17 protein-coding genes are annotated in these 25,447 nt (G+C 41.1%); all 17 read left to right on the top strand.

The features are described from left to right. The first annotated feature begins 1,306 nt into the window (after positions 1-1,306). The 17 genes from G9U52_RS26475 (at position 1,307) to G9U52_RS26395 (ending at position 25,358) form a co-directional block, all read left to right on the top strand. Positions 1,307-2,986: a replication-relaxation family protein gene (locus G9U52_RS26475; RefSeq protein WP_166153657.1), complete on the top strand. Its 1,680-nt coding sequence runs from the start codon at positions 1,307-1,309 to the stop codon at positions 2,984-2,986. After that, positions 2,983-5,922 carry a type IV secretory system conjugative DNA transfer family protein gene (locus G9U52_RS41470; protein ID WP_166153656.1) on the top strand — a complete coding sequence of 980 codons (2,940 nt, stop codon included), beginning with the start codon at positions 2,983-2,985 and terminating at the stop codon, positions 5,920-5,922. The genes G9U52_RS26475 and G9U52_RS41470 overlap by 4 nt, the downstream gene beginning before the upstream one ends. Before the next feature lie 178 nt (positions 5,923-6,100). Further along, positions 6,101-7,039 (top strand): S1 RNA-binding domain-containing protein, encoded by a 939-nt coding sequence (locus G9U52_RS26465; RefSeq protein ID WP_166153655.1) that lies wholly within the window; start codon positions 6,101-6,103, stop codon positions 7,037-7,039. Positions 7,040-7,055: 16 nt separating this feature from the next. Continuing rightward, complete coding sequence (locus G9U52_RS26460; RefSeq protein WP_207953209.1) at positions 7,056-7,964, top strand: hypothetical protein; 909 nt, start codon at positions 7,056-7,058, stop codon at positions 7,962-7,964. 79 nt (positions 7,965-8,043) lie between these two features. Next, the gene (locus G9U52_RS26455; protein WP_166153653.1) at positions 8,044-8,805 is read left to right on the top strand and encodes a hypothetical protein; all 762 of its coding nucleotides are present in this window, start codon (positions 8,044-8,046) and stop codon (positions 8,803-8,805) included. Positions 8,806-8,808: 3 nt separating this feature from the next. Then, positions 8,809-9,906 carry a CpaE/TadZ family protein gene (locus tag G9U52_RS26450; protein ID WP_166153652.1) on the top strand — a complete coding sequence of 366 codons (1,098 nt, stop codon included), beginning with the start codon at positions 8,809-8,811 and terminating at the stop codon, positions 9,904-9,906. A gap of 3 nt (positions 9,907-9,909) precedes the next feature. Further along, the gene (locus tag G9U52_RS26445; RefSeq protein WP_166153651.1) at positions 9,910-11,367 is read left to right on the top strand and encodes an ATPase, T2SS/T4P/T4SS family; all 1,458 of its coding nucleotides are present in this window, start codon (positions 9,910-9,912) and stop codon (positions 11,365-11,367) included. Positions 11,368-11,417: 50 nt separating this feature from the next. Then, positions 11,418-12,422: a hypothetical protein gene (locus G9U52_RS26440; RefSeq protein WP_166153650.1), complete on the top strand. Its 1,005-nt coding sequence runs from the start codon at positions 11,418-11,420 to the stop codon at positions 12,420-12,422. A gap of 11 nt (positions 12,423-12,433) precedes the next feature. Further along, positions 12,434-13,321 carry a hypothetical protein gene (locus tag G9U52_RS26435; RefSeq protein ID WP_166153649.1) on the top strand — a complete coding sequence of 296 codons (888 nt, stop codon included), beginning with the start codon at positions 12,434-12,436 and terminating at the stop codon, positions 13,319-13,321. A 22-nt stretch (positions 13,322-13,343) separates the two neighbouring features. Beyond that, the gene (locus G9U52_RS26430; RefSeq protein ID WP_166153648.1) at positions 13,344-13,505 is read left to right on the top strand and encodes a hypothetical protein; all 162 of its coding nucleotides are present in this window, start codon (positions 13,344-13,346) and stop codon (positions 13,503-13,505) included. Between the two features lie 81 nt (positions 13,506-13,586). Further along, positions 13,587-13,976 (top strand): hypothetical protein, encoded by a 390-nt coding sequence (locus tag G9U52_RS26425; protein ID WP_166153647.1) that lies wholly within the window; start codon positions 13,587-13,589, stop codon positions 13,974-13,976. A 33-nt stretch (positions 13,977-14,009) separates the two neighbouring features. After that, positions 14,010-14,531, top strand: coding sequence for a hypothetical protein (locus G9U52_RS26420; protein WP_166153646.1), 522 nt, complete (start codon positions 14,010-14,012; stop codon positions 14,529-14,531). A gap of 301 nt (positions 14,532-14,832) precedes the next feature. Beyond that, complete coding sequence (locus tag G9U52_RS26415) at positions 14,833-15,930, top strand: S-layer homology domain-containing protein (protein ID WP_166153645.1); 1,098 nt, start codon at positions 14,833-14,835, stop codon at positions 15,928-15,930. 16 nt (positions 15,931-15,946) lie between these two features. Beyond that, positions 15,947-22,840 carry a hypothetical protein gene (locus G9U52_RS26410; protein WP_166153644.1) on the top strand — a complete coding sequence of 2,298 codons (6,894 nt, stop codon included), beginning with the start codon at positions 15,947-15,949 and terminating at the stop codon, positions 22,838-22,840. 326 nt (positions 22,841-23,166) lie between these two features. Continuing rightward, on the top strand, positions 23,167-23,337 hold the full coding sequence (locus G9U52_RS26405) for a hypothetical protein (protein ID WP_166153643.1): 171 nt from the start codon (positions 23,167-23,169) through the stop codon (positions 23,335-23,337). A gap of 265 nt (positions 23,338-23,602) precedes the next feature. Next, entirely contained in the window at positions 23,603-23,749 is a 147-nt protein-coding gene (locus tag G9U52_RS39405; protein ID WP_207953208.1) for a hypothetical protein, read from the top strand. A gap of 250 nt (positions 23,750-23,999) precedes the next feature. After that, on the top strand, positions 24,000-25,358 hold the full coding sequence (locus G9U52_RS26395) for a hypothetical protein (RefSeq protein WP_166153641.1): 1,359 nt from the start codon (positions 24,000-24,002) through the stop codon (positions 25,356-25,358). Positions 25,359-25,447: the final 89 nt, after the last annotated feature.

Below are 25,447 nucleotides of genomic sequence, written 5' to 3'. Positions count from 1 at the left end.
ACTTATATAGTTTCTATAATAGTAACTATAAGATTGATAAAATAAGTGCTGACTTATCAATAGATAACTCTATTTAATGATTCGTACAAACCATGGAAGAGGAAGTTTTCACTATCATCCAAAGGTTTTAAAGGGGTAATTGATGTCCTCAATCAGTTCGATTCAAGGTAATAGAATTAGAATATAAGGCCAACGTATTGGCTACAGCTACTTCCAGAATGTTAATAACTCTTTTTAGATTCGTTGCTATCTAGGTGCTGCTCTACTTTTTAATATGGATCGCAATGGGCCAATGCAATTCGAATATGTGATTCAAAAGAGGGGGAAATATGTATTTCGGATTCTGGTAGGTTGTTGAGAGCATGTTAAAGATTGTTACCAGATATAGAGAGGTCTAAAATTAGCTTATTGGGAGCCTAAATCGGGTGCTTACAGGCAACGTTCTGAAACCGTTGCCTGTAAGCACCCGATATTTTTGGGAAAAGGAGGCTCATTCCGAAAATTTTAAAAATTGAATTTGAGTTGATTTCTAAAGGGAAAATAGGAAGTTTTTATACTTTCGATGTAGATCTTTTAAATATTGCATTGTGGACTCTTAATTGCACTTCCAAAACCCCGAGTAACTATACACGCTCACCAACCAACATAGCCTCTTAATAGCTTATAAATAGACTCCTTCGATATACGAATCATCACTGGTAAATATTCCATATTTTTCATAGGATTATCATCCATTTAAAATGCCCAATCCATAGCATTCCAACTCAAATGTCTGCTATCGTGATACATTTGAACGCCAACGAAAATACCTTTCCGGCATCAATTTTTGCAAGCCTGCTTTGACACCTAATTTGATTCGTTGTATAAGGGTTAGCCAGACTAACTATACTACCAACAGCAATAAGCATTCTGAGTTTTCAGAAAACACATTACCTGTTTGAACTCGATCACATGTATCAGAAAAGGCTGGACGGTACCTCTGAGTCGGTCGCCGCGATCTAATACTTGGTAGGAGCACTGCTTCAAAGTCGGTATGGTGCGGGTTGGGAGGTATTGTGACCCTTGCGCGCAGATCTTCCCTTTGAATGTTGCTATACCCAAATCGCTTCAACCATTGATGTAATTAACCTCGCTATTCGCGGCTGCTCTCTCCCTCATGTTATCGAAGGAACGTTTTTTCTTTTTCAACTGCACAATTTAATCATCTTGTTGTATAATTTATTTTGTTCATATGAAAAGCGGAAGACGCGATGTGTGCCCAAAGGGGCAGATCGCGTCTTTTTTTTATTTTAGGAGGTGGTTTCAAATGTCGGAAGTAAGGCACATCATAAGTAACGATTACGATCCTACAGACTTCATTCCTCCCGATCACCATGAAGATGGTTCGGTTGATATCTTCAAAGATTATTTGGATGAAGAAGATGAAGCAGATGGTGATGAATTAGAGTTTGATAGAGAAGATGGATCATTGAATAAAATCGAAACGGTTAAGGGGGATGGTACTGTAGAAAAAAGCGGCAGAAAGAAACGGTGGATAAATGGAAAATCAAGCAGATTAAAAAATGGTTTTGTCGAAGATAAAGTCATCAAGCTTGCCATAAATAATTCTAACAAAATGGCAATCTTAAGATGTCTCTATACGCATAGACAATTGGATATGTTTCAAATTGGAAGAGTAGCGACTCCTCATATGCATAAAAAGTCAGTCGGTAATCTCCTTGCAGAAATGTATGCCCAGCAATTACTCAATCGCGATAACTTATTGAAGGCGAGCAGAGCTAAAGGTGACGAAAAAAAATATCACTATCGGTTAGCCAAACTTGGGCTTTATATTATTGCTACATTTGATTTACATGCGTTATGGAATTATGAACATCCAACTCTGCCTAAACAACATTATCTATTACGGAACCTGGCAGTAGGAAGTCAACAAGCCCATCACTTTGAAACACAAGAATTTATGTCCAGGCTATTATACAACCTTACCCAAAAGGGCATATATTTCCCCCACTCGGATTGGAGGCGGTATCCCATACAGGATTTGAGAGTTACAGGTAAAATTACACCATACCGTCCCGATTGGTTTATTTTCAAACCTAATCCATTCTATTCAGAGCTCGTAAAAAACAGACGCACAACAGAATGTCCACTCAATATACCTGTTGAATCCAGACAAGCGGCTGAAAAAGATATTTTGAAAGAACACTATACCGGGTTTCTTTCAATTGAGTGCGACCTGAAGACAGAGGATTCACGAGAGATCGAGGACAAATGTAAAAAATTCTTATATTCCCTGGATTACTATCCTCATAATAATATGGCCTTTTTCTCAGTAAACGGTTGGTATGAAAATGATGTTTTGCTCCCCGCTCCTAAGAATCACACCCAGATGAGGGCAAGGAATACAAAAAAAATAATTATTAGGCATATGGAAGAGGAGTTGATTTTTGACAAGACACAAGTGCTGCATGGCGATGAGGTTACATGCTTAACATCATCAGAATTCTTTATTGAAAACAATGGAAATATGTTACATGGGTATCCGAGAGCTCAAGATTTTGCAATGTATGTCAATGCAACTCCACATACCCTGGAAAAAGAAAGCGTGTTTTTTACAGATGAATTGAAAAAGATTATTTTGAACCCACCACTACCTATAATGCCGGATGAAGTGATCCGTATCCGGAATTTCGGCGTTGCAGAAACACACATGATTTTTTTGGCTAAGTTAGGTTGGGTGAACCCTATTGCTAAAGCATTAAAAATGCAGAAATGGATTGATGAAGGAAATCAAAAAGCAAAAGTTGTTTTGGTTTACCCAAACGCTGAAGAGCTTGATAGTGAGGTCCATTTTACAGATCCACCATTCTACTATGTCAATTGGGAGGAAGTATGTAGGAGCGGGATATGGGGCCACTATAAAAAACCTGTGTACCGAAAAATACGAAATATTAATACGCTTACGTGGGAGGATGTAGATCAGTGAAGCAATTTCTTGTAGATTGGATCCGCGGATTTGATTGGCGAAAAATCCTTCCCGGAGCCGTTGTATGGGTCATGTATGTTGTGTTGTATTTTATCTTTATTTCTGCCTTGGGTATGTTTGTTGCTATGTTTCTTGGAAAGTTTGACATGACAAAAGAGCAGATCGCGCACTCCATCCCAATAATCGGGCAATTCATGATTTTCTATAGCCCACCATCAGGAAATCATTATTTCATGCTAGTCAGCACTGCTATTTTAACGAGCAGCGCATGGCTATTTTCCACAAGACTAAAGATGTGCACCAGCTCCATTCTTCGGCGTAAGATGTTTTTTGGATTTGTGGTCTTAACAGGAGCGGTCGTTTATAATGTATTTGCCTCTAACTTCTTGAAACCGATAACCTATGATAAAGTGATGTTACTTGACACATTTGTAACGGGAAACAACCGAAAGTATGTCCATGTTGGCGCGCTGCACTTGCTGGGGACAACCTTAATCATGATTCCTGAGATTATTACTTATATGTTCCTGAATTGGCTATTAGGCGCTTATCGACAGGACAAGGTGATTCAAGATTGGTTCGCTGATTATAAATTTGAATGGAAATACTTAGCTCGCTTTGGTGAGGAAATGGCAATGAAATTTCCAGATATAACACTTGCACTTGAAGCGTTATCCCGGGTTCCGATTGTTATGATGGGGGTTACCCGACAACTTGGAACCTTTCTAATAGGTCCTCCTGGGAGCGGAAAAACTTCACTTAAAATTCTCAAAGTAGTTCGACAGGATTTAGAGCATATGCAAAAGATGATTAATGCCTTCCCACAGCTGGTTAAACAATACGGGTTGAATACGCCTGAGTTTTTGAAAGAGTTAGGAAAGCACTTAATCGGTATGGTGGTCATTGAGCCTTCAAAAGATTTATGCGATAAGAGCTACAGCCTGGCAAAAGAACACGGTATCCCTGATAAATTAATCGTATACCTTGATCCTTCCAATCGAGATACACCTGGAATCAATACGATGATTGGGCCTATCGAGCAGGTGGCGGAAACAATAACAGCGGTTTTAGATGGTATGAGTGAGGTTTCGAACGAATTTTTCAGGCAAGCATGTCGTACTGTACTGAAACAGTATATTTATTTATTAAAATTTCTTAAAAAAAATGAATGTACCCTTTTGGATTTAGACCAAATGTATCAGGATCCAAGGTTTACTAAAAATATGGTGGAAGAGGTCCGTGGTAAAGTACCAGAGCAAGAAGAAATTAAACGTATGCCACGAGATATGCAAATTTACTGGATGCTTGTTTCTCGGACAATACGCTGGTTCGATAACGATGGTTTAGAAGAGGAAAAAGACCGTGAAGGCATGCTGCAAAAATTTACTTCCGGCGAGTACAAGGGACAAATAAAAATTAAAGACAAGCAGACCGAATTTACCCGTCAAACAAGAAATCTTTTAGCAGATTTAATTACAAATCCTTATTTAGCAAGGATCCTGACTGGCAAGAATGCAGTAGACCTGGATAAACTAATGGCAAAGGGGGGCATTTTGCTTTGTAATACGGACAATGGATTACTAGGCAATGTATCAGATGCTTTTGGTAAATTGGTACTCATGAGTGTCCAAAATGCCGTGTTCCGGAGAAAAGGAGATGAAGATACAAGACCGCTGATTGCTGTTGATGTCGATGAATTTTATGATTACATGAATGCTCCTTTTCTTAAGTTAGCGGGACAAGGTAGAAAATATAAGATTGCCATTATGGTTGCTTGCCAATCCTTATCTCAGTTCAAAGTGAAATTCGATGAAGCATTTGTTGATGCCATGATCGGGACCATAAGGAATTATATTGTCTATGGTGGTGTTGGCCAGTATGATGCGAAAAAGCTGGTTCCTATTTTCGGAACGCATGTTGTTGAAGAAGTATCCATTAGGGAAAATTACACGCCAGAAAGCGCTGCGAACCCATCATTTAGTTATGGGCAAACGATCACTCGAGAAGAAAAAGAACTGGTTACCGAAGATGAAATCATGTTCAACAAATTCAAGTTCAGTTACATCCGGTTGGTAATTGAAGGAAGTACAGCGAAAGCAGTAAAAGGCGAGGGTGACTTCGTCGATATGGGAAACTCAAAAAAGTGGAAAAAAGCACTCAAGCCCGCTGCAGTAAAAGAGTTTATGAGATACTGGCAAGATGACGACGATATTGTATATACATTTGATATGAATTGGATTGATAGTTCGGGAGAGTTCGTTGACCCTAATACTAAAGACCCTTCAGCTGATTTGGAAATGCAAATCCAAAACGGTCGTTTAGCTCCCATTTTTGAAGAAATGGAAAAGCCTGAAGATTACATGGACCGATTTGTTAGTCTTTCATTAAGCGAGACTAAGGATGAAATGGATGTAACGGTCCTTGTTGATGTTGAAAGGATACGTGAAGATGAAATTGAAAAAGAGCCATTACCTCGTGCTTCTCAAATAGCATATGGAAAGAGAGTACCCGGAGAGACGAGAACTGTAGAAGGCGAAAATACCAAAACAATGAAGAAAAGCGAGGATAGCTTGCCCCATGCACCAAGTAAGTCGGAATCACCTTCCATTCAAGTCCAAGAAATGAAGAGCACTCCTGTCACTAAAATTGAGCAATCACCATCGAACGACGTTGTTAACTTTTCAAGCCTATTTGGCAGTATCCAGAGCAAGGCGCCGGTCCCACAAGTCAACAAGCCAGAAGTCAATGAAATCGTAAACGATCAAAAAGAAATAGAAGCAGATGTACTCCAAGTCCAGGAGGAGCCAGCTATTCCTGAGCCTGTAGTCATGGATAAAAAGCAACGGCGGCTAGAGCATCTGAAAGATGTTGGCATTGATGCAAGTAGCAAAAACTTTTTGAAGCAGGTTTTCAAAATAACTAAGGATACCGAATGATGACTCTGATTGTAAGGAACTCCATAAAATGGGGCTTGTCTATTTGGAAACTTTTGAGTATAGTAATTTTATTAGAATAAACTTTCATCAAGCGACAAGGCGGAAGACGCACGCGACCTATTGGTTACGTGCGTCTTTTTCTATGCCCTTTTGCTTAAAACCCTGGAGGAGGCAATGTATGAACAATGTAGCTGTGTTGGAATTGTTACAGGAATCAATGCGTAGAAAGTATGTGCAGTATGGACTGGTCGAGAATATTCGTCCCGTCAAACTTGGTAGGGACAGTAGCGAGGAATTGATTTTGATTAACTTTAATGGCGTGATCGTGTATTGCAGGAAAAATGAATTCATTAATCGGGATTTGGTGTCTTACAGCGGTTTTTTGCAAACGACAGTTCCATTCATCGTAAAACAGATCACGCCAGATGGTAATGTTATCGTCAGTAGGATCGAAGCGGTGCCGCTAGTATCCAGGGCTTTTATCCGGAACCACAGCGTGGGCGATATGGTCAGCGGTTATGTAACGGGCGTAACTGAAAATAATTTGGTATTTATTGATGTAGAAGGAGTTCCTTGCCTAATCCCTCCACAGGAATGGGATTCTGTCAGGACTACGAATTTAAGAGAATTTCTTAAAGTGGGTACCGAACTTGATTTAAAAATCATTTCTATTGATGAACGGATTGATGACCGCAAAGAAGATGAAACCGGAGACGCTGCCGCAGCTGAAACTATAAGTAAAACAGTAGTGGAGTTTGGCTATCGTGTGCGCTTGTCGCGTCGAGCCGTGCTGAATGAAGAAATGTTAAAAATATGGGATAATATCGATGATTTTTATACAAGAGGCGATTCCACTGTAGCCAAAATAACCGGCTTTGGAGCGGGGCAGAACAGTTACTTTCTTGAATTGCCAAAAGGGATTGTCATCCTAGGAAATCTTCAATCCAATTTACGACGGCAATACGGCGGTAGCCTGCCGCAAGGGCTGAAAGTTCACATAGAAATTGTATCGATGGATAAGCAGGCTCGACGCGGAAAGGCAAGAATTTTTAAAGTAGATCCAACACTACAATCTTCATTGCGTAAACCATATGCGTTCAGCCCTTACTCCACTTAACGCAGAAACGGCAAGGGTGTGGAAATCGCTAGATGGCGGTGTTCCCATACTGGATGATCCGACATTGCAATTCAAAATGCTGCCTTTTCGGAGTCGGCCAGAAACAAATTTGGAAGTTACGGTTTTCCGCGTCGAAACCGGACAGATAACGGAAGGTGATGTAGAAGTAGCCGTTACACTAGCTCAAATGAAAGTGTTGACGGAAAATCAGCTTCGGCGTCTCTACCAAGACAAGTTTGAGAAAGGCCACAAACTCGGTACCCGGCTTCGCTTTCTACAGCAAATTGGTTGGTTTGACGGTTGGTACATGGAAAGCGAATTTAATGAGAGAGAATATGTCTGGAGCATCGGGATTGCGGCAAAAAATTATTTGGGGTTTGTCATGGGCATGCACGACCTTCCCAACCCGATTGCTCTGGCACAAAATATATCGCATTATCTTCCTATTTGTGCAGTCAATGAACTGAGAATACAGCTGCTGCAGAAAGGTATAATTGCCAAGGAAGATTTTTTGTTGTATCCACATATTTCACCAAACGAAGAAAATCCATTAGCGCTCATTCGAATGAAAACGCCGATGGGGTCAATCGTAATGTACATTGAACGTTTACAACAAACCAAAAAACCGCTTCGCTTCATGAAATACAAATTGAAGAGGTATTTAAATTGGATTGAACGTGAGGGACGTCTCCCTAGCCCATATCCTACTGACAATCCTCCCATTATGTTATGGAGTTGTGGCACTGAGGAAGCGGTTTGTGAAATTGTTGGTTCTCTGAACCATCTACCAGACGAAATGATCCATTTATTTTTAATTGATGAACATATGGCAGATGTACGAACAGCCTTTCGCATGGCAGTAAAGGGAGAAAATCCTGGCGAGGTACATTTGAAGCAATTTATATTTGATTTTTTAGATAACTGATTCCATACGTTTCATTAAGGTAGAACGTTGCCAAAGTCCGTCTTAATGGAACGTTTTTGAGTTTCAGGGAGGAGCAGTTATGCGCGTTAAAGTAACCCTATTGTTCATGACTTCCATTGTCATGTTTGTGGTGGGTATTGGTGGATTTATGATCATCTATATAGCTGGTCAAGATTTATTGCCAAAGACTTATGTATATGAGCCGAAGAAGGGCGCCAAGGTGGAGAAATTCACTGAAATCACAGCGGACAAATTTGAACTGCTCTTCGATGAGAAGGAAGTTTTGCAAGCTGTCATTACCCCAACCATGATAACACCGAATAATAAAAATCAAGTTGTCAATAAAACTATGGTACAGACACTCCACCCAGGTGATTTTTTAACCCTAAATTATGTTGGCGAAACCATCTTTGCCCCAAAAAAAGGAGAAAAAGAATATCCGATACCTGCTTCTTGGTGGGAAGTACTTGATTGGACGGGCCGGAACGGTGATACAGGTGATCTTTGGCTATTCCCGAGTGAAAAGCTCAAACAAAGCCAGGCTGCTAAAGTGAATTCAAATACCCAGACCAAGATGCTTGGTTTTCCAGAAGTGCTTGATCAAGTGATGGATACTCCGGAGAGACCATTAACTAAGCCGGTATTTGAAAACGTGCGGTTGCGTTATATCATGGACTCATCGAACAAAACAGTCAAAAACCAAAAAGGAGTCGACGATCGCTCAGAGGGTACTGCTAAGCCGACTGAAGCAAAAATATATCTCAAATCCGAAGAATACGCGGTATTAAAAATGGCTGTTCAGGAAGGTTATAAACTGATTTATGCTGTAAATGGGGAGTGACTTATGAAGGCAATCGTTGTGGGAAATACGAGTAGATTAGCACCAATTGTCCAAAACATAAAAGATCTGCAGGCAACTAAATATGTTTTCGAATTTACAGAACGAATTGAAACTGAAGTAATCATTTTAGATCATACCTCATTACAAATTCTCGACTATGCAGCAAACGAGTATCCTAACGCCAAAATTATTTATGTTTATGGCGTTCGTCGCGGCTTGGACGGAGATTATGAACAAGCCAAAGAAACCTGCGATATCAAATCAGCCAGCTTCCTGGTGGATCGCACCGACTCACAAATACAAGATGAAATCGCTAGGATCGTATTCCCGGAAAGATTTCAGTCACAACGGCAAAATGCAATCGCATTTGTTTCCTGCCATCGCAAATCGGGTACATCTAAAATTGTGGATTCGATTGCTCAACAATTATCGGAGAAAACAAGTGCCACTATTGGGATCATCCGGTTGGATCCTTACGCTTTTAACTCAGTTCCCGAAGGCATATTCCAGCTGTACCGCGAATATGAGTCAGGTGGTTTGACTGCAGAGCGGGTAAAAGAAATAGCTCGTGAAAAAGAAAAAAGAATATTTGAGATATCCGGTAATCCGCACTTGGAATATGCTCGAACATTCGTTCCTAATCGATTGGAGCAGATCATTGGTATAGTGCAGCATGCTTTTGACGTAACCTTGTTCGATGTTAGTCCCTATTGGGATAATTCGTTTACACTTGTCGCATTAAAGGCAATTCAAAGGAAGTACATGTGTGCGACGAGCAAGGCAGAGGAAATGCAAGAATTTTATGGAGTAATGCCTGACTTAAAACATCAGTTTGAGATCGATTTAAGGAAAACGAGTTTTATCTTTAACTTTGATGGTCAAGGAACCGGTACAAAATCAAATATATCAACGTATATGGATTCTCCCAATATAGCTACGTTACCATATGTGCCAACAAATGTACGGAACTCTAAACATTTCAAGAATGGACTTGGTAAGTTAATTGATCTGATCATATCCGATTACGAGCTACCTGTTGTCATGGCCAAAAATGAAAAAGTCTCATTTTTTACTCAAATATTCGCTGGAAGGACAGGTTAAACCATGGCTACTATTGAAAAGGAAATCATGGGCAAAGAGGAAGTTACCATTGGACAGTTGATTGATTACACTCGGGATAATCATAAAAGAAAAGACGCAACAACCGGCTATTCGCTGGGAGCCTTTGACGGTACGCTTGACGTTATTAGTAAGTATTTTGATAAACGTCTCGATTCTGCAAAAACCGATGATGAGAAAAAGGCTTATCTGAATCAGCAGCATAGAGCAACAATTGGTCATCCTGAAGCTGTTCAAGAAATAAAAATTATTATTAAGCAGCAGGTCGAGCAATTGAAGCTTACAGAAACACAATACCCTTCAATCTACCAAAACCTTATAGATGCCTTATTCCATGAAATATGGGGGCTGGGAGTGGTAAGTGTATGGTTGGAGCGGCATCGTAACATCGGGAAGTGTCGAGTGAATGGTACCGAAGTTAGGTACAAAAAAATCGGTGAGAAGCATCGTATGCACGAACAGTATAGGAGCATCAAGGATGTCTATCGACTGATCGAGAACTTAATGCGAAATGATGAATCGGCAGTAATGAACCGGGAAAAACAATATTCTGAATTGCGTTTGTACGATGGGACAAGGGTAGTTATTACGCAGCCGCCTCTAACGCTCTGGCCAACAATTGTATTTAGACGAAATACAGTAGAGCATTTCACGCTGCAAGAACAAGCCAAGTTACAAACGATTGACTACGAGGCCGCCCCTATTTACCGAATGATCGCTCGATGTGGTTGTAAAAGCATCATTACTGGTGAGCCAGGAACGGGAAAGTCAACCATACTATTGTCCCTATTTGCCGAAACGGAAACTGATAAAATTTCGGTTCTTGCCGAGAATGCTCCGGAGCTCGGCTTAAAGTCTCGCTTTCCCGATCGTGATATTACTGAATTTGTGGGTGATGACAAAACGATGGTATCCATTGTATTTCCACGAACGCTTAGGCAGGATCCTGGCCAGTACATTATCGGGGAAGTCAGAGAGGTAGAGGCTTCTATGTATAAAGAGGCTTGTGCGAATACAACGGGTTTAGTTGTAACAACGATGCATGAAAAAGATTCATCAAACGTACCGGGTACATTAGCACGTAAGGAAATACGGTGGGTTCAAGGATTAAACTATCAAATTGCGTTAACGGATTATGCCAATCATATCGATTTTGTGATGGTCATGGAGTTGGATGAAGATCAAATAACATTAAGGAATGTTGAACTCTCCGAAATTGTATTTGATGCCATCACTTTGACTGTAACAAGTCGTCGGATTATGTGGTTCGATGGTCGGCAGTGGTACTTCCATCATCATATTGATAAGCGTTTAAAGAATCGGATGCGTCGAAAAAATCGAGATAGTTTTGAAGAAGGTATGAAGGCTTTAGAGGCACTGTCGGAGAAGTATCCAATTCCAGAAGAAGAGAAAGAAATTTCGCTTACATGGGGAGGGGGCTAATGCTGGCAACGATCATAACGAACCTGAGCCAATACTGGATGTATATCTCTATGTTATTCATTTTGGTTGGAGGTGTTGGTTGCGGCATTCATTTCTTTATCCAGGGATCTAAATTGCATCAAATTCAGGAAGAAATCGATCATCGATTTTCGGAAAATGGATTTGGAAGATCTTCACCACAGAATAACGAAAAGTATTTTGAAAAATCGTGGTACCGTGTTGTTGCATTGGACTTAAATGCCTTAATTATGTTATCGGCGTCAGCAACTCGTCTAACATTAATCTTCATTTTTACCACTAGCATTGTTATGGGGATTACATGTGGAATATGGGTACAGAACAATTATTTTAAGGCTGGTAGCAGCCTGCTTCCTTTTAGCGGGCTTAGTTATATTATACCTGTTCTTATCATTTTCGCTGTCATGCTGCTGCCATTTATATTTCTTCGTGCGTTTGTTCAACGTCGCCGAGCTAAATTGAGCCATCAGTTTCTGAATTATGTAGAGGAATTTGAGAGGAAGTATCTACAGAAATATGATTTGTATCCAACGATGATGGAATTAACAGATGTGCTTCATACCGGTCCTTTAAAATCGATGACCTTTCGGGTTGCACAGGCCATGCAAAGGAAACAAGAGAGTCGTTTAATTTTTGAATTGGATGTATTTGAGCATCAGGTAGGTTCCATTTTTGCAACTACATTTTTTATTATGTATCGCGAAGCCTACGGTCTTGACCATAAAGGATCGGGGCGGAGAGAAGCCAAGAAAATATCAATGGGACTTCGATCCTTGATCGAACAAATGCACGGCTATTTGCGAGTTTCGCATCAGGATAAGCCTAAAAAAAAGGAAATTGTCCAAGTCGGATTCTTTGCCTTTCCGCTCCTGTACGGCGCCTATTACTTTGCGCTACGAATGATGGGAGAAGAGGGAACAAGGAAGTTTATGTTTGAAAGTGTAATTGGATCCACTTTGTTTATCGGTGGTGTTTTCTTTGGATTTATGGCTATTGTAGTCAATCTCATTATTTCTCGAAGAAAGTTTGATTTATAGGTGGTGATATCTTGTATTTTTGGGAAAATCCATTCGATACCATCCTATGGGCGAGTTTTTTGCTAATTATAGCAGCTGGTATTTCAGTGATTCTTTCCATCGGCAAGGGACAGCGGATTCTAGCAGTCAATGAAATGAGGATTTATGTCCAGTTAGAGACAACAGAGCGTCTATCAAGATGGCAAAAGATCTATGTAAACGAAGATGAAAATCAATTGATTCAAAGTATGGGCATTCCTTTCGATGCTGCAAAACTAAAAGTATTTAGGGACATCGTAACGCTGGTTGTATTTGTAACCATGTTATTAAGATGGTCAGATTATCAAGGTAATTTGTTCTTGCCCATTGCCAGCTTATTTTTACTTTATAGTACAATGTGGCCAAGTGTTAAGAACTTTACGATATTTTCAAATGTCATCGGTCCAGTTTTGCAAAAGGTTCGAAGGTACCGCGTTACCAGGGAAACGCATGTGCTTCTACTGCTTTTGCGAAATGAGGTGCAGGAGATCCAGCAGCGAAATGTTCTTTACTTAATCCAAAAATATCAGGATTATTTTAAGATTATCAAGGGTGACCTCATTTTGCTGGAACACGAATGGGGAAGAGGGAAAGAAGTTGCTCTCATGCGGCTGCAGCAGCGGCATCCTGGTAATGAAGAGATTGCCTACCTTGCTTCCATGCTTCGAGATCTGGATGGTGTCGAGTACAATGAGCTTGACAAGATGTTAAAGGAAAACTCCGACACGCTCAATAAAAAACAGCAATCGAGCTTCGAAGCCCGGGAGAATGATTTAAACCAGGTGTTGTTCATGATCAATGTGGCGGGTACAGGACTAGCAATGGTTTGGTTTGTCATTGGTTTGTTTCTGTGGTCGTATTCATTTGATACAAATTACTAGATAAGAGGAGACGATCATAGCAATGAGTTGGACATGGCAGAAAGTACTAGGTTTTGGATTAACAGCATTTTTGGTGGTAACTTTGATTTTTCAACCAGGTACAGGGCTTATTCCTAAAACGAATGATGCTCAAACAAAAGCGACTACGAGAGTGGATAGCGTTGTGACTGGATACGCTGAGTAACGGATCCGAAGAATAAAAATATTTCACAAAAGAGAGAGCGGGGTGACCCGCTCTCTTGCTTTGAATGAGGGAGGGTTTTCCTTGAGTTTTACCTTCAAAATGATTCTGTACCTGTTGATCACTACATTCATGATGGTTGCAATCATACTGGATCATGCAGACAATAAAAATGTTATGTATATTGAAATGGAAGCTTCAGAAGCCATATTGAAAGCACCGCCGGCTGGGTATATCACGAGCGCGCTTCAACAACAAATTAAAGATAATCTGGTCCAAACTCGGGGTCTGGTTTCTAGTGACATACAAATCACAGGAGACGTTAGTGTGACCCAACGAAAAGTACGCGGCAGCGCTGCAGAAGATATTACACTTATCATCAGCTACCCTAGGCGTCTTTATATTTTTTTTGGAGATATAGTGACAAATGATAGTAAAGCATTTCGTAGAATAAAAACCGAATATGCTCCATAGTGTCCTTTTATACCCATATAGGCAGGTGATGTTGTGAATATCGTTTTCAGGCTTATTGTGACCTTTATAGTTTTTGTAATATTCCTGAGAGCTAATACTTTTGACCGGATCATGATCACTGGAGAATTACGAGCTTATTCAGCTACTATTAACGGCTGCCATGATGCAGCTATTCCTAAAGAATATGATATGGCACATGGTTGGGTGGTTTTTGATGAAACCAAGGGGCTACTTAATTTTCGTCATAGCTTAACCCAAACCTTGCTTCTGAATACGGATCTTTCGCCCAAAGCCAACTCCATTTTTGCTTCTCCTGTTAAAATCATCGGTCTTTTCTTTATTGGAGATGATAAAGTTCCAACGGATGGAAGCGGGAATCCTATATATCCCTATGATTTTCAAGAGAATGTGTCGTATCGTGGGAGTACAATCGTTGTAAAGGAAACTCTCTATGGTCCGAGTGTACTAGGGTTAATTGAAGTCGCTTATAAGGTGGAAGGGGAGCCAGTGACTTTGAAAAAGGCTGTTTATAGATACAAAGATAAATCCATTTAACCTATCAATTAGTGGTGTTAAATTTATCAAATTTATGCTAATATGGTAAGTAATTAATTATTATTGCTCAGCTTCATGGAGCGTTACTTTTGAAGATTAATGTCCTATGGACGACATAGTTTCTGGTATGCGGAGCTGCGTGAACAAATGAATATTACAATTGAATACCAAGTTACTAAAGATTTAGGGCGAAAGACGCGGGAATCTCTTCCTTCGTCTTTTTATTTTTCTACTTACGTATGTTCAAAATCAGTTTTTGATTTTAATGGGTAGTATCATAAAATGAATGGGAGCGATACAAATGAAAAAAATAACAAAAGTAGCTTTATCTATCAGTTTGTTGTCTGGAATATTAATGTCCACTTTGGAGCAACAATCGAATGCAAATGGAGAGAATATACTTACAGATATAACCCAACATTGGGCAGAGTCGACAATTAAAGCAGCTATCCAGAAGGGTTACGTAGATGGTTACGAAGATAGTAGTTTCAAGCCAGATGCGAATATTACTAGGGCAGAGTTTGTTAAGATGTTGTCCGTAGCAACTGATAAGGTTGCTGATATTACCGGAGGAGTTTGGTACGGTAAATACGTGGATGGTTTGACAAAGCTCAATATTGTGCGTGATAAGGAATTTGATAGCTACACCAAGCCCATAACCAGACTTGAGATGGCTAAAGTTTCTCTAAGGGCTATTCGCCCTGATTTACAGGATGTTTCCTACAATGATTACTCGGATAAGGAATACATCTTTGATGCGGTTTCCCGAGGACTTATCCAAGGTCTGGATAAAGGTGACTTGAATTTAGAGGGGGTTACTACTCGTGCTCAAGCGGTAACAATAATTGAGCGTGTACTAACAGCAGCTAAAAATGGTAAACTCGAGGTTGATTATCGGGCTATGCAAACAGCTGAGGTCTCTTTGCGGAACACTAATGCCTTTACTATGTTCGGCTATAAAACAATCGGATTTCCTTTTACGCTACCGTTGACAGATATGTTGAAGGCCACGGTTAACAGCGTAATTATCATTGACGGTGATGATGTTAATTCGCCTTATTATGATGTACTTGACGGACTGGTTTATGGGCCAACTGAGATTAAAACAGCAAAAGGTCAATATGCTTTTGTATACAATATGGATTTAGAAATCTCTCCTAACCTTGTGAACAGCATTGTTCTTGGGGATCATTTTGATATGCTCAAAGGATTTCAGGCGCACACTAAAAATTCTTTGTATGGAATGACTAAAAATATGGCAGGTACAACAATAAACACTAACTTAACTTTCATGCTGGAAAAAGAACGTATTGATGTAATGGTTAAGGAAGACAACCTTATAGCTATGCTGATTGTTAATGGCAAGTCTCTGGATTATTTTGTGAAAAAGACAAGATAATCATGGAGGTGCTTGTATGAAAAGAAGAAATAAAAAAGGGCTGTCTTACCTATTCCTATTTTTACTGCTTTTCGAGATGGTAGTGCAGTTTATACCTGATACTGTATATGCTGCACAAACAAAAACATTGTATATTGATTTCGCTAATAATAGATTAGTTGAGTACTCTATCACGGATAAGTTTTATACCGAAGACTCGACTCAAAGTATCAGTGAAGACGTTAGCGATAAAATAGCAGGGAATATCACTAGTTATACTGTGAAAGTTAATGGTGGTAATGTAGCTGGAGTGGTTAATGGTAACACCGTGTCAGTTAATTCTAACACCACAACAGTTCCCATATATGGTGATAAAGTGACTAATCCAGGGCATCGAATTTATCGTATGCCTGATGCACAAACTTGGGAACATAAAGGCGATAACACTGGTATCTATCAGTTTGTTGCTGGTAATGACACAAAGCCTGCTGGAAAATCCATGTACCCTGGAACCATTCCAACTCAAGGATATATCAGGGCAGCAGGGGATATTTTTGCATCAGAAACTCCAACTCCGTACAACAACAATAGTCTAGGACCCCCTAAACAAAATGGGTTAGAGTTGCGTTATGAGCCACACGCGACTTATTGGGACGGATTAGAGGATCAAACCCAGTATGATTACAATAAGTCCGGGATGGCAGTAACACGGTCTTATGATCCAGACCTACCAGATAAGTTCTTCGGTGATACTGGTCTATCTAAGATGGTAACCTCTTATGTTGCTGGATCAGAGAAGGTTACTGGCGCTGTGACTAATACCCCTGGAGCAGAACCATATGCTTGGGATAAAATAAATGGGGTTAATACTGTAGCTGTTCGTAGACTTTTGAATAAGGAGTGTAATGCGGCAGCGGCTTATTGCCTTGGTGACGGGGCTGATTTGCAGAATGGTGATGGAGCAGGTAACTACGGGACTGTGTTAAATTATGAGATGAAGGTTAAGGTGACCTGGGAAGCAGAAGCTTATAGTTATATTGGCACTGTTGATGTTACTTATGAAACTCCAGTCACAGCTAGTTTAGTGGCAGTTGGATTGACTGTGGACAAGTCTTGTATAACGGTCGGGGATAGTGTTACGGTGAGTTATTCTTTTAAGAATAATGGAGCCTCCACTACCACACCTTTCAAGGTTCAGTTAAAATCCGAAGCCTCTATTCTAAAAACTGAGACGATTAATTCGGCCAGTTCGGGACTGTTACTTGGCGGGACCTTTACAGAAACCTTAAACACTGTTGGTAATAAATCTTATACCTTTCTTGTGGATGTTGATGGTGTATTAGGTGCTACAAAATCCATCAGTGAGATGTTTGAGGTTAAATCCTCATGTGGTGGAGGACCTGGGCCAGGCCCTGGTGGAGGTAAGTTAACTGGTAAGTTAACTATTGATAAATCATTCATTCCTTGGAAGGCAACTAACCAGTTTGATGTTGTTATCAATACGCCTCCAGATAGCTGTACACCAGTAAAAACAAGATTTAATATGTGGCAAGGTTCACTAGATCCTAATTACCCATTAACTGCACATACAGCCTTAACTGATGTGTTTTTATTCGGCTTTGGTTCTTCTGGGTATCCGGGTGGAATACTTTCTGGTACGGTTGAAGTATCCTACACTATCGAAGATAGCTGCGGCGGGTATTCATTTATAGGTCCAGAGACTTTCGAGGTCGGCCCTAAGCCAGCAAATAGACCGCCAGATTTTATGATTGGTTGGTTTAAGCAAGGGAACACCAATGGATCAGAGCCCGATGCTGGCAGTGTTATTCGAGGGGATAAAGTTAACCTACGCGTAATTCGTTCTAATTATCCAGTACAAACTCCGTACGACCCAGATGATGGTCATGGCAATAATCTGACTTTTTCATGGAAGTTTAGTACGAGTGATAGCACTTGGATAAAAAGCTTTCCTGGACTAGGGTTAAGTACCTCAATGGAGGCCTTTACCAATATTTTAACAACAACCAGCGGCACTCATAAAGTAACTGCAACAGCTTGTGACTCGGAAGGTCTTTGTACCACAAAAGATGCTACGGTTATTGTTACAAGCCCTGAGCCTACTCCTTGTATAAATATACCTGTGAGAGTTGTTATAGGCAGGGCTTTGTCGCCGACAGCGATTAATGGTGATTGTAGTGAGGCTAAGCCTGGCAGAACTGTTAATCATGCTTTAGATGAGTGGACTAACAAACACCTTATCTACTACTACGAACAACCAGAGACTATAACACTGGAAGTTACGGATAGCATGGGTGTTCACTCTCTGCTAGCTGACAAAGCTATTGCTGTTATTAATCCTGTTCCTGATAAACCTCCTGTGGCAGCTATAAGCTACCCAGCGTCTTCAGTCAGGGGAAGTTTTAGTGTAACCAACACTTCACACTCTATTGATGGGGATCTTATCGTTGACAGCACTTTACGCTACTGGTTTGATAGCAATAACAATGGGGATTACAATGATGAATCTCCTGTTACGGTATCAAGTTGGGCTGTTGGGGCAGGGGCGACAATTAATGCGTCTCGTGTTGGGAATATAAAATATGAGATATGGACAAAGGAAGATTACGGTCTGACTCATACTTCCGTGTTTTATGGTGTGGTAAACAACCAATCACCTAATACGGATGTGTCCATAAAGGGTTCAAATCCAGAGCCTATGGAGTTTAATGTTAAGGTTGCTACTGCTGCCAGTATAATCACCCAAGGTAATTGGGTTGGTTCTACAACAGGTCAGGGAGACACTAATAAATTATCTCAGAATGGATTCATGGCTATTGGAGATAGTTTGTCTATAAGTCACGCCCCAACACCGTATTCTATGGGAACGACTGGAGTACTAACCACAACAAATTACCTAAGAAGTGGTATGGGATCAACATATCCAGCTGGATCATACCCAGTTCCTGAAGCAATTGGTAAAGGTTACGACACTGGCAGTCGAACATATAAGCCGGGACCTTACGTTTCGGTAACTATGAATAGGGCTACTATGGCGGGTGCTACACCTCACATTAATCGTGCGGATAAAACTATGGATATGACCTCGACAGCTGTTGGGTCGTATGACGCGGCTGGTAATAAATTTTCAGCTTTCTGTTCATATTTTCCGCAGTTAATACCATCTCCGTGGCCTAATGACCCACCAAGGTATTCACATCACGCGATATGTGAATTTGACGTGAAAAAAGTTGATGGTACATCATACACTATCCCAGATCCATATAATAGTTATGTGTACAATCAAACGGACCCACCTATAGAAGGTAGCCCTGTTCAGGTAAAGGATATTGGACACTCTGCAGATAGTTTGTATTGGGGATTCACAAGATTTATATGTGATTATGGACACGATCAGTGGGGGAATTCTAGTGACGATGATTACCCAGTATTTATTTGTGATGGTGGTCACACGGAGACTGAAAGATTATTTCGGACTTTCGATGGTGTAGAATTGCCTGCCTCTACGGCAAATCTAATAATTCCTGCCAACAATGAAGTAACTATACTAGACCCATCAAATGCTGTAGGAGAGTTTAATGCCGTTCCTAATTTGAGACGTTACTATACTAATGGTGGTAATACTTGTAAGTATGATACCACGATAGACTTTTATAAGAGTGGTGTTAAAGTATCTACCAGGGCTTTGGAAACCTCTGTAACGTATCCTTGTGGATCTAGTTCTGGTGGAGCTAACTCTAATACTTCTATTTATACGTCACCTTCTATGAGCTCAGTAATAACTGCTGATGGGTTGTTGTATGTATTAGTTAATGCACAGTTTGTATATGTGTATAAGCTAGATGGTACGTCCGTTACGACCTATTATGTAAATGGGCAAATAAATTATAACCGCAATTATTACAATAATACCGATAGTTCTACTAGTGGTACTGATAGATACACCACCCCAATTATGTTGGAATCCGATGGTAGTATTGTGTTCTATACTGAGGAACGTGGGTATAACCAGTATCAGGTGGAGTCAAATTGCCACATGGACAATGGGACTAGGTCTTGTGACAGAAGATTGGTTAATTTGCCGGCATCGTCTAATTATCAGAAATATACTGTTTATCGGATCAAAAATCCGTCTCCGCCAGTAGTTCCTTATGATTCCATCACTGGTGGACAATTAAGAGACACTACTAGTGTAATCACTGATGCGGATTATGTGTTTGCTCTAAGACAGGGACAACGTGTTTCCAGCACTGGTGGTAGCACAACTCAAGGATTTTCGTTCAGAATTCAGGATGCTCAGAATATGTATAGGTTTGAAATAACAAGTACGGCAGCTTATCTCAGTAAAATTGTGGCTGGTACCAGAATAATTTTACAACAGCAAGCCTACAATTTTGATCCTAATACTTGGTATGGGTTCCGAATAATAAATAAGGGAACTAAAATAAAAGTAGAGCTCAATGGGCTTCCTACTTTTGACATACCTGACTCGACTTTTTCTTCAGGTATGTACGGGCCTTTTTCAAACTTAGTTGGTAGTAGGTTTAAGGGTTTGCAAATAGTAACCCCGATACCTAGAGATTCTAAGATTGATGGGATAGCTGTGGTGGGATTAAGCACAACAACAACTCCTCACTATAGCGATCCAGAGACTGATCCGGCTATTGCAGATGCAAATCGGTACAACTACACACATGTGGAAAAGGATACTTTCCTAGATGCAGGTGATGGTTATTCAGGTTGGTCTGCACATAGTGGTCAATCTTATGCATCTGCTGTTGATAGCTTTGACAAAGTTGGCAGGTATAATTTGTGGTATACCACTACAGATGATCCAGCACCAGCAGGTTATGAATATCCTAATGGCACTTATGCTACCTTTAGGCAACCTTCTTCATACTTGATACGTAATGTGCTGGTTCATAGAAGGCCTGTTGCTGTGTTTACTGCAACACAAAATGCTGATTTCTCACTAAACTACACAGATGCTAGCTATGATCCTGATAGATGGCTAAATGCTGGAAATTACATGGCTGGGTATGCGGGGAATAGAGGAGTATTTGCAGAGGCTTTCAATTACACTAACCCTGATGGATTCACTATAAATTCACAGCTGTTGAATCCAAATGTGGCTGGAGTCTACATCATCCGAAAAGCTGTCAGAGACGAGTATGGTGCTTGGAGCGATTGGGCAGAGCAGAGTTTGTTCATGGCAGTGGCAATTCCTAATGTCAAGCCTACTGTCGCTTTAACCTATCCGACGGGCACGTATGCCAATCCTACCCTCGCAACTTCTTTGGGCCCATTGGTTACATGGAATCAGTATGATGTTGATGCTGGTACCATGTATAGTCAATTTGAATTGGAAATTAAAGACGAAGCTGGGAATTGTTTTAAATGCTTCACAGGTAACATGAATACTATATTAAATTCATGGTCTTGGGGAGTCGATCCTGATCTAAATGCAGGACAGAAGTATCAATTTCGTGTACGGGTTAGTGATGAGTCACTTTGGTCTGACTGGTCTGCAATAGGATGGCTATTAACTAACAGGCCTCCAGTGGCAGTAGTAGTGGACCCTTCGGGACCGGATGAAGCTAATCCAACGATCTATGCCACAAGACGACCAACCATAATTATCTCTCAAACGGATGAAGATCCAGGGACAGTATTTAAGTTTTTCGAAATTAATATTTATGATAATGCGGATCACCTTATAACATCTTCTGGGCAAATCCCGCAAGATACTACAGCAACCAGCGTGAGTTGGACTCCATCTGTAGATTTACCTTATTTGACTAAGTTACAAGTTGATGCTAGAACTCATGATGGTCTCGTTTGGTCCGAAATGTCTGACCGGAAGTGGGCGTGGATTAACACTCCTCCATCAACTTCCATGACTTACCCAACAGGGACTGCAGCTACTAGGGCAACGGCTGACACTACGAATGATGTTCGATTTTCACCCAGGTGGAACCAGACAGATCCCGATTACTATAATGTATTTCACTATTATACATCTGTTATTTACGACCAGTGGGGTTATCCGGTACAGTCTTCTGGTGACACTTGGCAGGGAACCCCTGCAACAACTATGAATTGGGTACCACCGACCGACCTCGTGCGTGGACAGTTTTATTCCGCTACATCTCGAGTTTTTGATGGATACAATTGGTCTGAGTTTGCTACTCCTACTTGGGTTTACATTAATCAATTTCCAGTTGCGGGCTTCACATGGAGCCCCAAACCGATTTATGAGGGAGATCTCATATCGATAACCAACCAATCCACTGATCCGGACGGAGACGCTTTAACTTCTGTATGGAAGATTACAGGACCTGGTGGCTACTCTTCCAATCAAACTGGGCACAATGCCACCATATTAGGTTCCGAAAATGTAAACCGATGGGGAACTTATTCCGTAACACTAATTGTTACAGATTATTATGGCTTGACGAGTGAAATCACACAAACCTTTCAAGTCTTACCTCTTACCATTACCGGTTCGGTGAGTCATACACAAAGATGGGATTTCTTGCGTCAGCAATATAATCTCTTCAAAGGCTTGAATCCTGAAATGCCATGGAAACGGGAACAATTTTTAGCAGGAGAACCTTTTGAATTACATGCGGATACTACAATAATCGATCCAGCCAGCTCAGATATTGCTCAAACGGTTGTAGTAACCTGGGATCGGAATTCCATTCCGTTCATGCTCATTCCAACGAATAGCTCACAGGTAGCTTGGGATGGTGAAATGTGGAATGAAAATTACAAACATCTAACCAGCGGAGCTGCAGTGTTTACATTTACTGTGACTTATTCAAACGGAACCATAAAAACGGCTGTTGTCCCTGTAACAATTTTAGATAATAATGTTGATGAGTTTTGGGTGTTGAAGCGGGATAAATAGAAAATGAAAATATAAGGTTGCACTTGATGCAGCCTTATATTTTTTGTGTATTCGGTTTTTTTTGGTTCAGCTGTAGCCGGGAGCAGCAAAGCCGCTCTTAAGTCCCCAAATTCACAGCGGTTATCCGGCGCGCATCCGGATGAAGACGGGAAAGCTGTATATCAAGGCAAAGAAACCGTCGAGTCCCTTGTACAGCGAGCTAAGATCGGCGTCTGCCCGTATGATATAGGGCGGGCTAGGCATTAGAGCAAAGACATCAATCTCCCGGCAGCACAGCGATTATGCGCGGCCGCGCGTCCGGATGAAGGCAGGCAGGCATTAAGGCAATGCCGCCGTTGAGCCTCCAGCAGCACAGCGAGCTAAGCCCGGTGCATGCCCGCATGAAGGAGGGCAGGCTGTTGCGCATTAAGGCAAAGCCGCTGTCGAGCCTCCAGCAGCACAGCGAGCTAAGTCCGGTGCCTGTCCATATGATAGAAGGGCAGGCTGTTGCGCATTAAGGCAAGCCATCGTCGAGTCTCCAGCAGCACAGCGGTTATGCCGGGTGCTCGTCCGGATGAAGGCTGATTGGCATTAAGGCAAAGCCGCTGTCGAGCCTCCAGCAGCACAGCGAGCTAAGTCCGGTGCATGCCCGCATGAAGGAGGGCAGGCTGTTGCGCATTAAGGCAAAGCCGCTGTCGAGCCTCCAGCAGCACAGCGAGCTAAGCCCGGTGCATGCCCGCATGAAGGAGGGCAGCACAGCGGTTATGCCGGTGGTGCGTCCGGATGAAGGCATTCAGGCTGCGCATTCAGGCAAAGCTGGCGCCTGGTGTGGTTAGAACAGGCGTGCCCGTTGCGGATGGAATGAAGAAAAATATACCGAAGATATCTGAGATATCTAGGATATCCAATGATAAATATATATTAAATTGATATCTATTCTGGTTGATGAATCCATTCATTTACTTGCAGAAATGCTGCCAACGGTAATCTAGTTGGACTTCACATGACTACTAGGTTAACTGGAGGTGGATCAAAGCCAGCACACAGGGTCGTCCGGATTTGCAGCTGGACATTTTTTGACGAATATAAGAAAAGCAGGCAATATGAAAAGGAATAATGTATTTCCCGTGGAATTTCTAATGTTATTAGGATACTTGATTAAGAAACGAGGGTTTATATCTTGAAAGAACTTCATGTCATTCTTTCGTTTATTTCTATTTGTATTGGCTGTAACCGGCGTACAGAAGAAATTATTGAAGATTTCGGGAAAATGGACGTGGCTGCTCTTGAGAAGAAAATGGAGGAGCGGGATATTAGTCTCTATCCCGTTACTTGTAGCCATTGCGGAAAATCGACACTTCCCACAATAATGAGGTTGTTTGATAGGCAGCAACAGCGAATTATTACGGAAGCCAAGATAGGAACCGATGTGCCTGTCATTGATGGAGAGCGTGCTGGATATGTTTATTCCCGAACAGAAGAGGAGCAGGCAGAAATTGACCGCGGGCTATCCAAGTGGCTTGATACTGTAATCGAACAAAGTGAGCCGTTTTGGGAGCAATTCGAGAATTATTCCCTGGTACATTGGAATGCCTTCATCATGGAATTATCTAAACAAGATTATGAGGATGCCTATATATCATGCGGCTGGAAGCCTCTGGATAGGAAATCAACGGTTTTTATGTATCGAAAGAACATTAACTTGTTGCTTAAATCGGAAGGCTCTAGTAAGGGATTCTGGCGTGCTGCTAACCAAAGAATGTTTCGGCATTTTGTCGACTTGGGTATCGAATCTTGGGATATTAAGAAGGACATTAAATTGTTCGGCCGTGAACGTGTTCGTTTCTTTGTTTTAAATCTTCCTATTCCCGAGGAGCTAGAAGGGCTACGATCTCGATGCATTGGTGATTTGGTGAAGAAAGAAAATAACGAACAGGCACTGCTTTATCGTCGTATTGAACAGCTATCAGATCGCTTGGAGAATTCAAATTTAAGAGCGAACCGGTTGCAGCATGAAGTGGGCAATTTGCAGGATAGGCTGGGGGCGGCCTATCGAGATATTGAGCAGTTAAAGGTAGCCCAGGTTGAGGTTATGCAGGAATCAGGACAATCAGACAAAATTAAACGTTTAAAAGCACTCATCTTCGAGCTAAAAGAAGAAAATAAAAATTTATATAATCGTTCTCCAGATATTGAACAGTCGAACACGAATAATCTTGAAATAAGTGAAACGGCGCCAATGGTCGAGGAAAGGGATAATAGTAAGCAATTAGCAGGAAAGACTGTGGCATTTTTCGGGGGATGGCGAAGTGATTTAAAAAAGGTGTTCCCCTGCAAAATAATTTTGCATGATGGCAAACGTCACGATCCCGATTTTTACTCTGCCCTAAGAACGGCTGACACCTATGTAGTATGGTGGGAATTCATATCACATGAATCAATGTGGGAGATAAAAGAGTGGGCGGCTGATCGCGGTATCAATGTGTTTTATTTGCGTGGTATGAATATTGGGAAAGCCTTACAAAGCATACGGCTATAAATGGAAAAATCATTCAAAATTTGTGAAGGCTATGATATAATTTAAAAAGGCGAAAGACGCAGATTATTGGCGTTTTTCGCCTTTTTTGC

Source organism: Paenibacillus agricola (assembly GCF_011440305.1).
Lineage (GTDB): Bacteria > Bacillota > Bacilli > Paenibacillales > NBRC-103111 > Paenibacillus_S > Paenibacillus_S agricola.
This window is presented reverse-complemented; position numbering and strand designations above follow the sequence as displayed.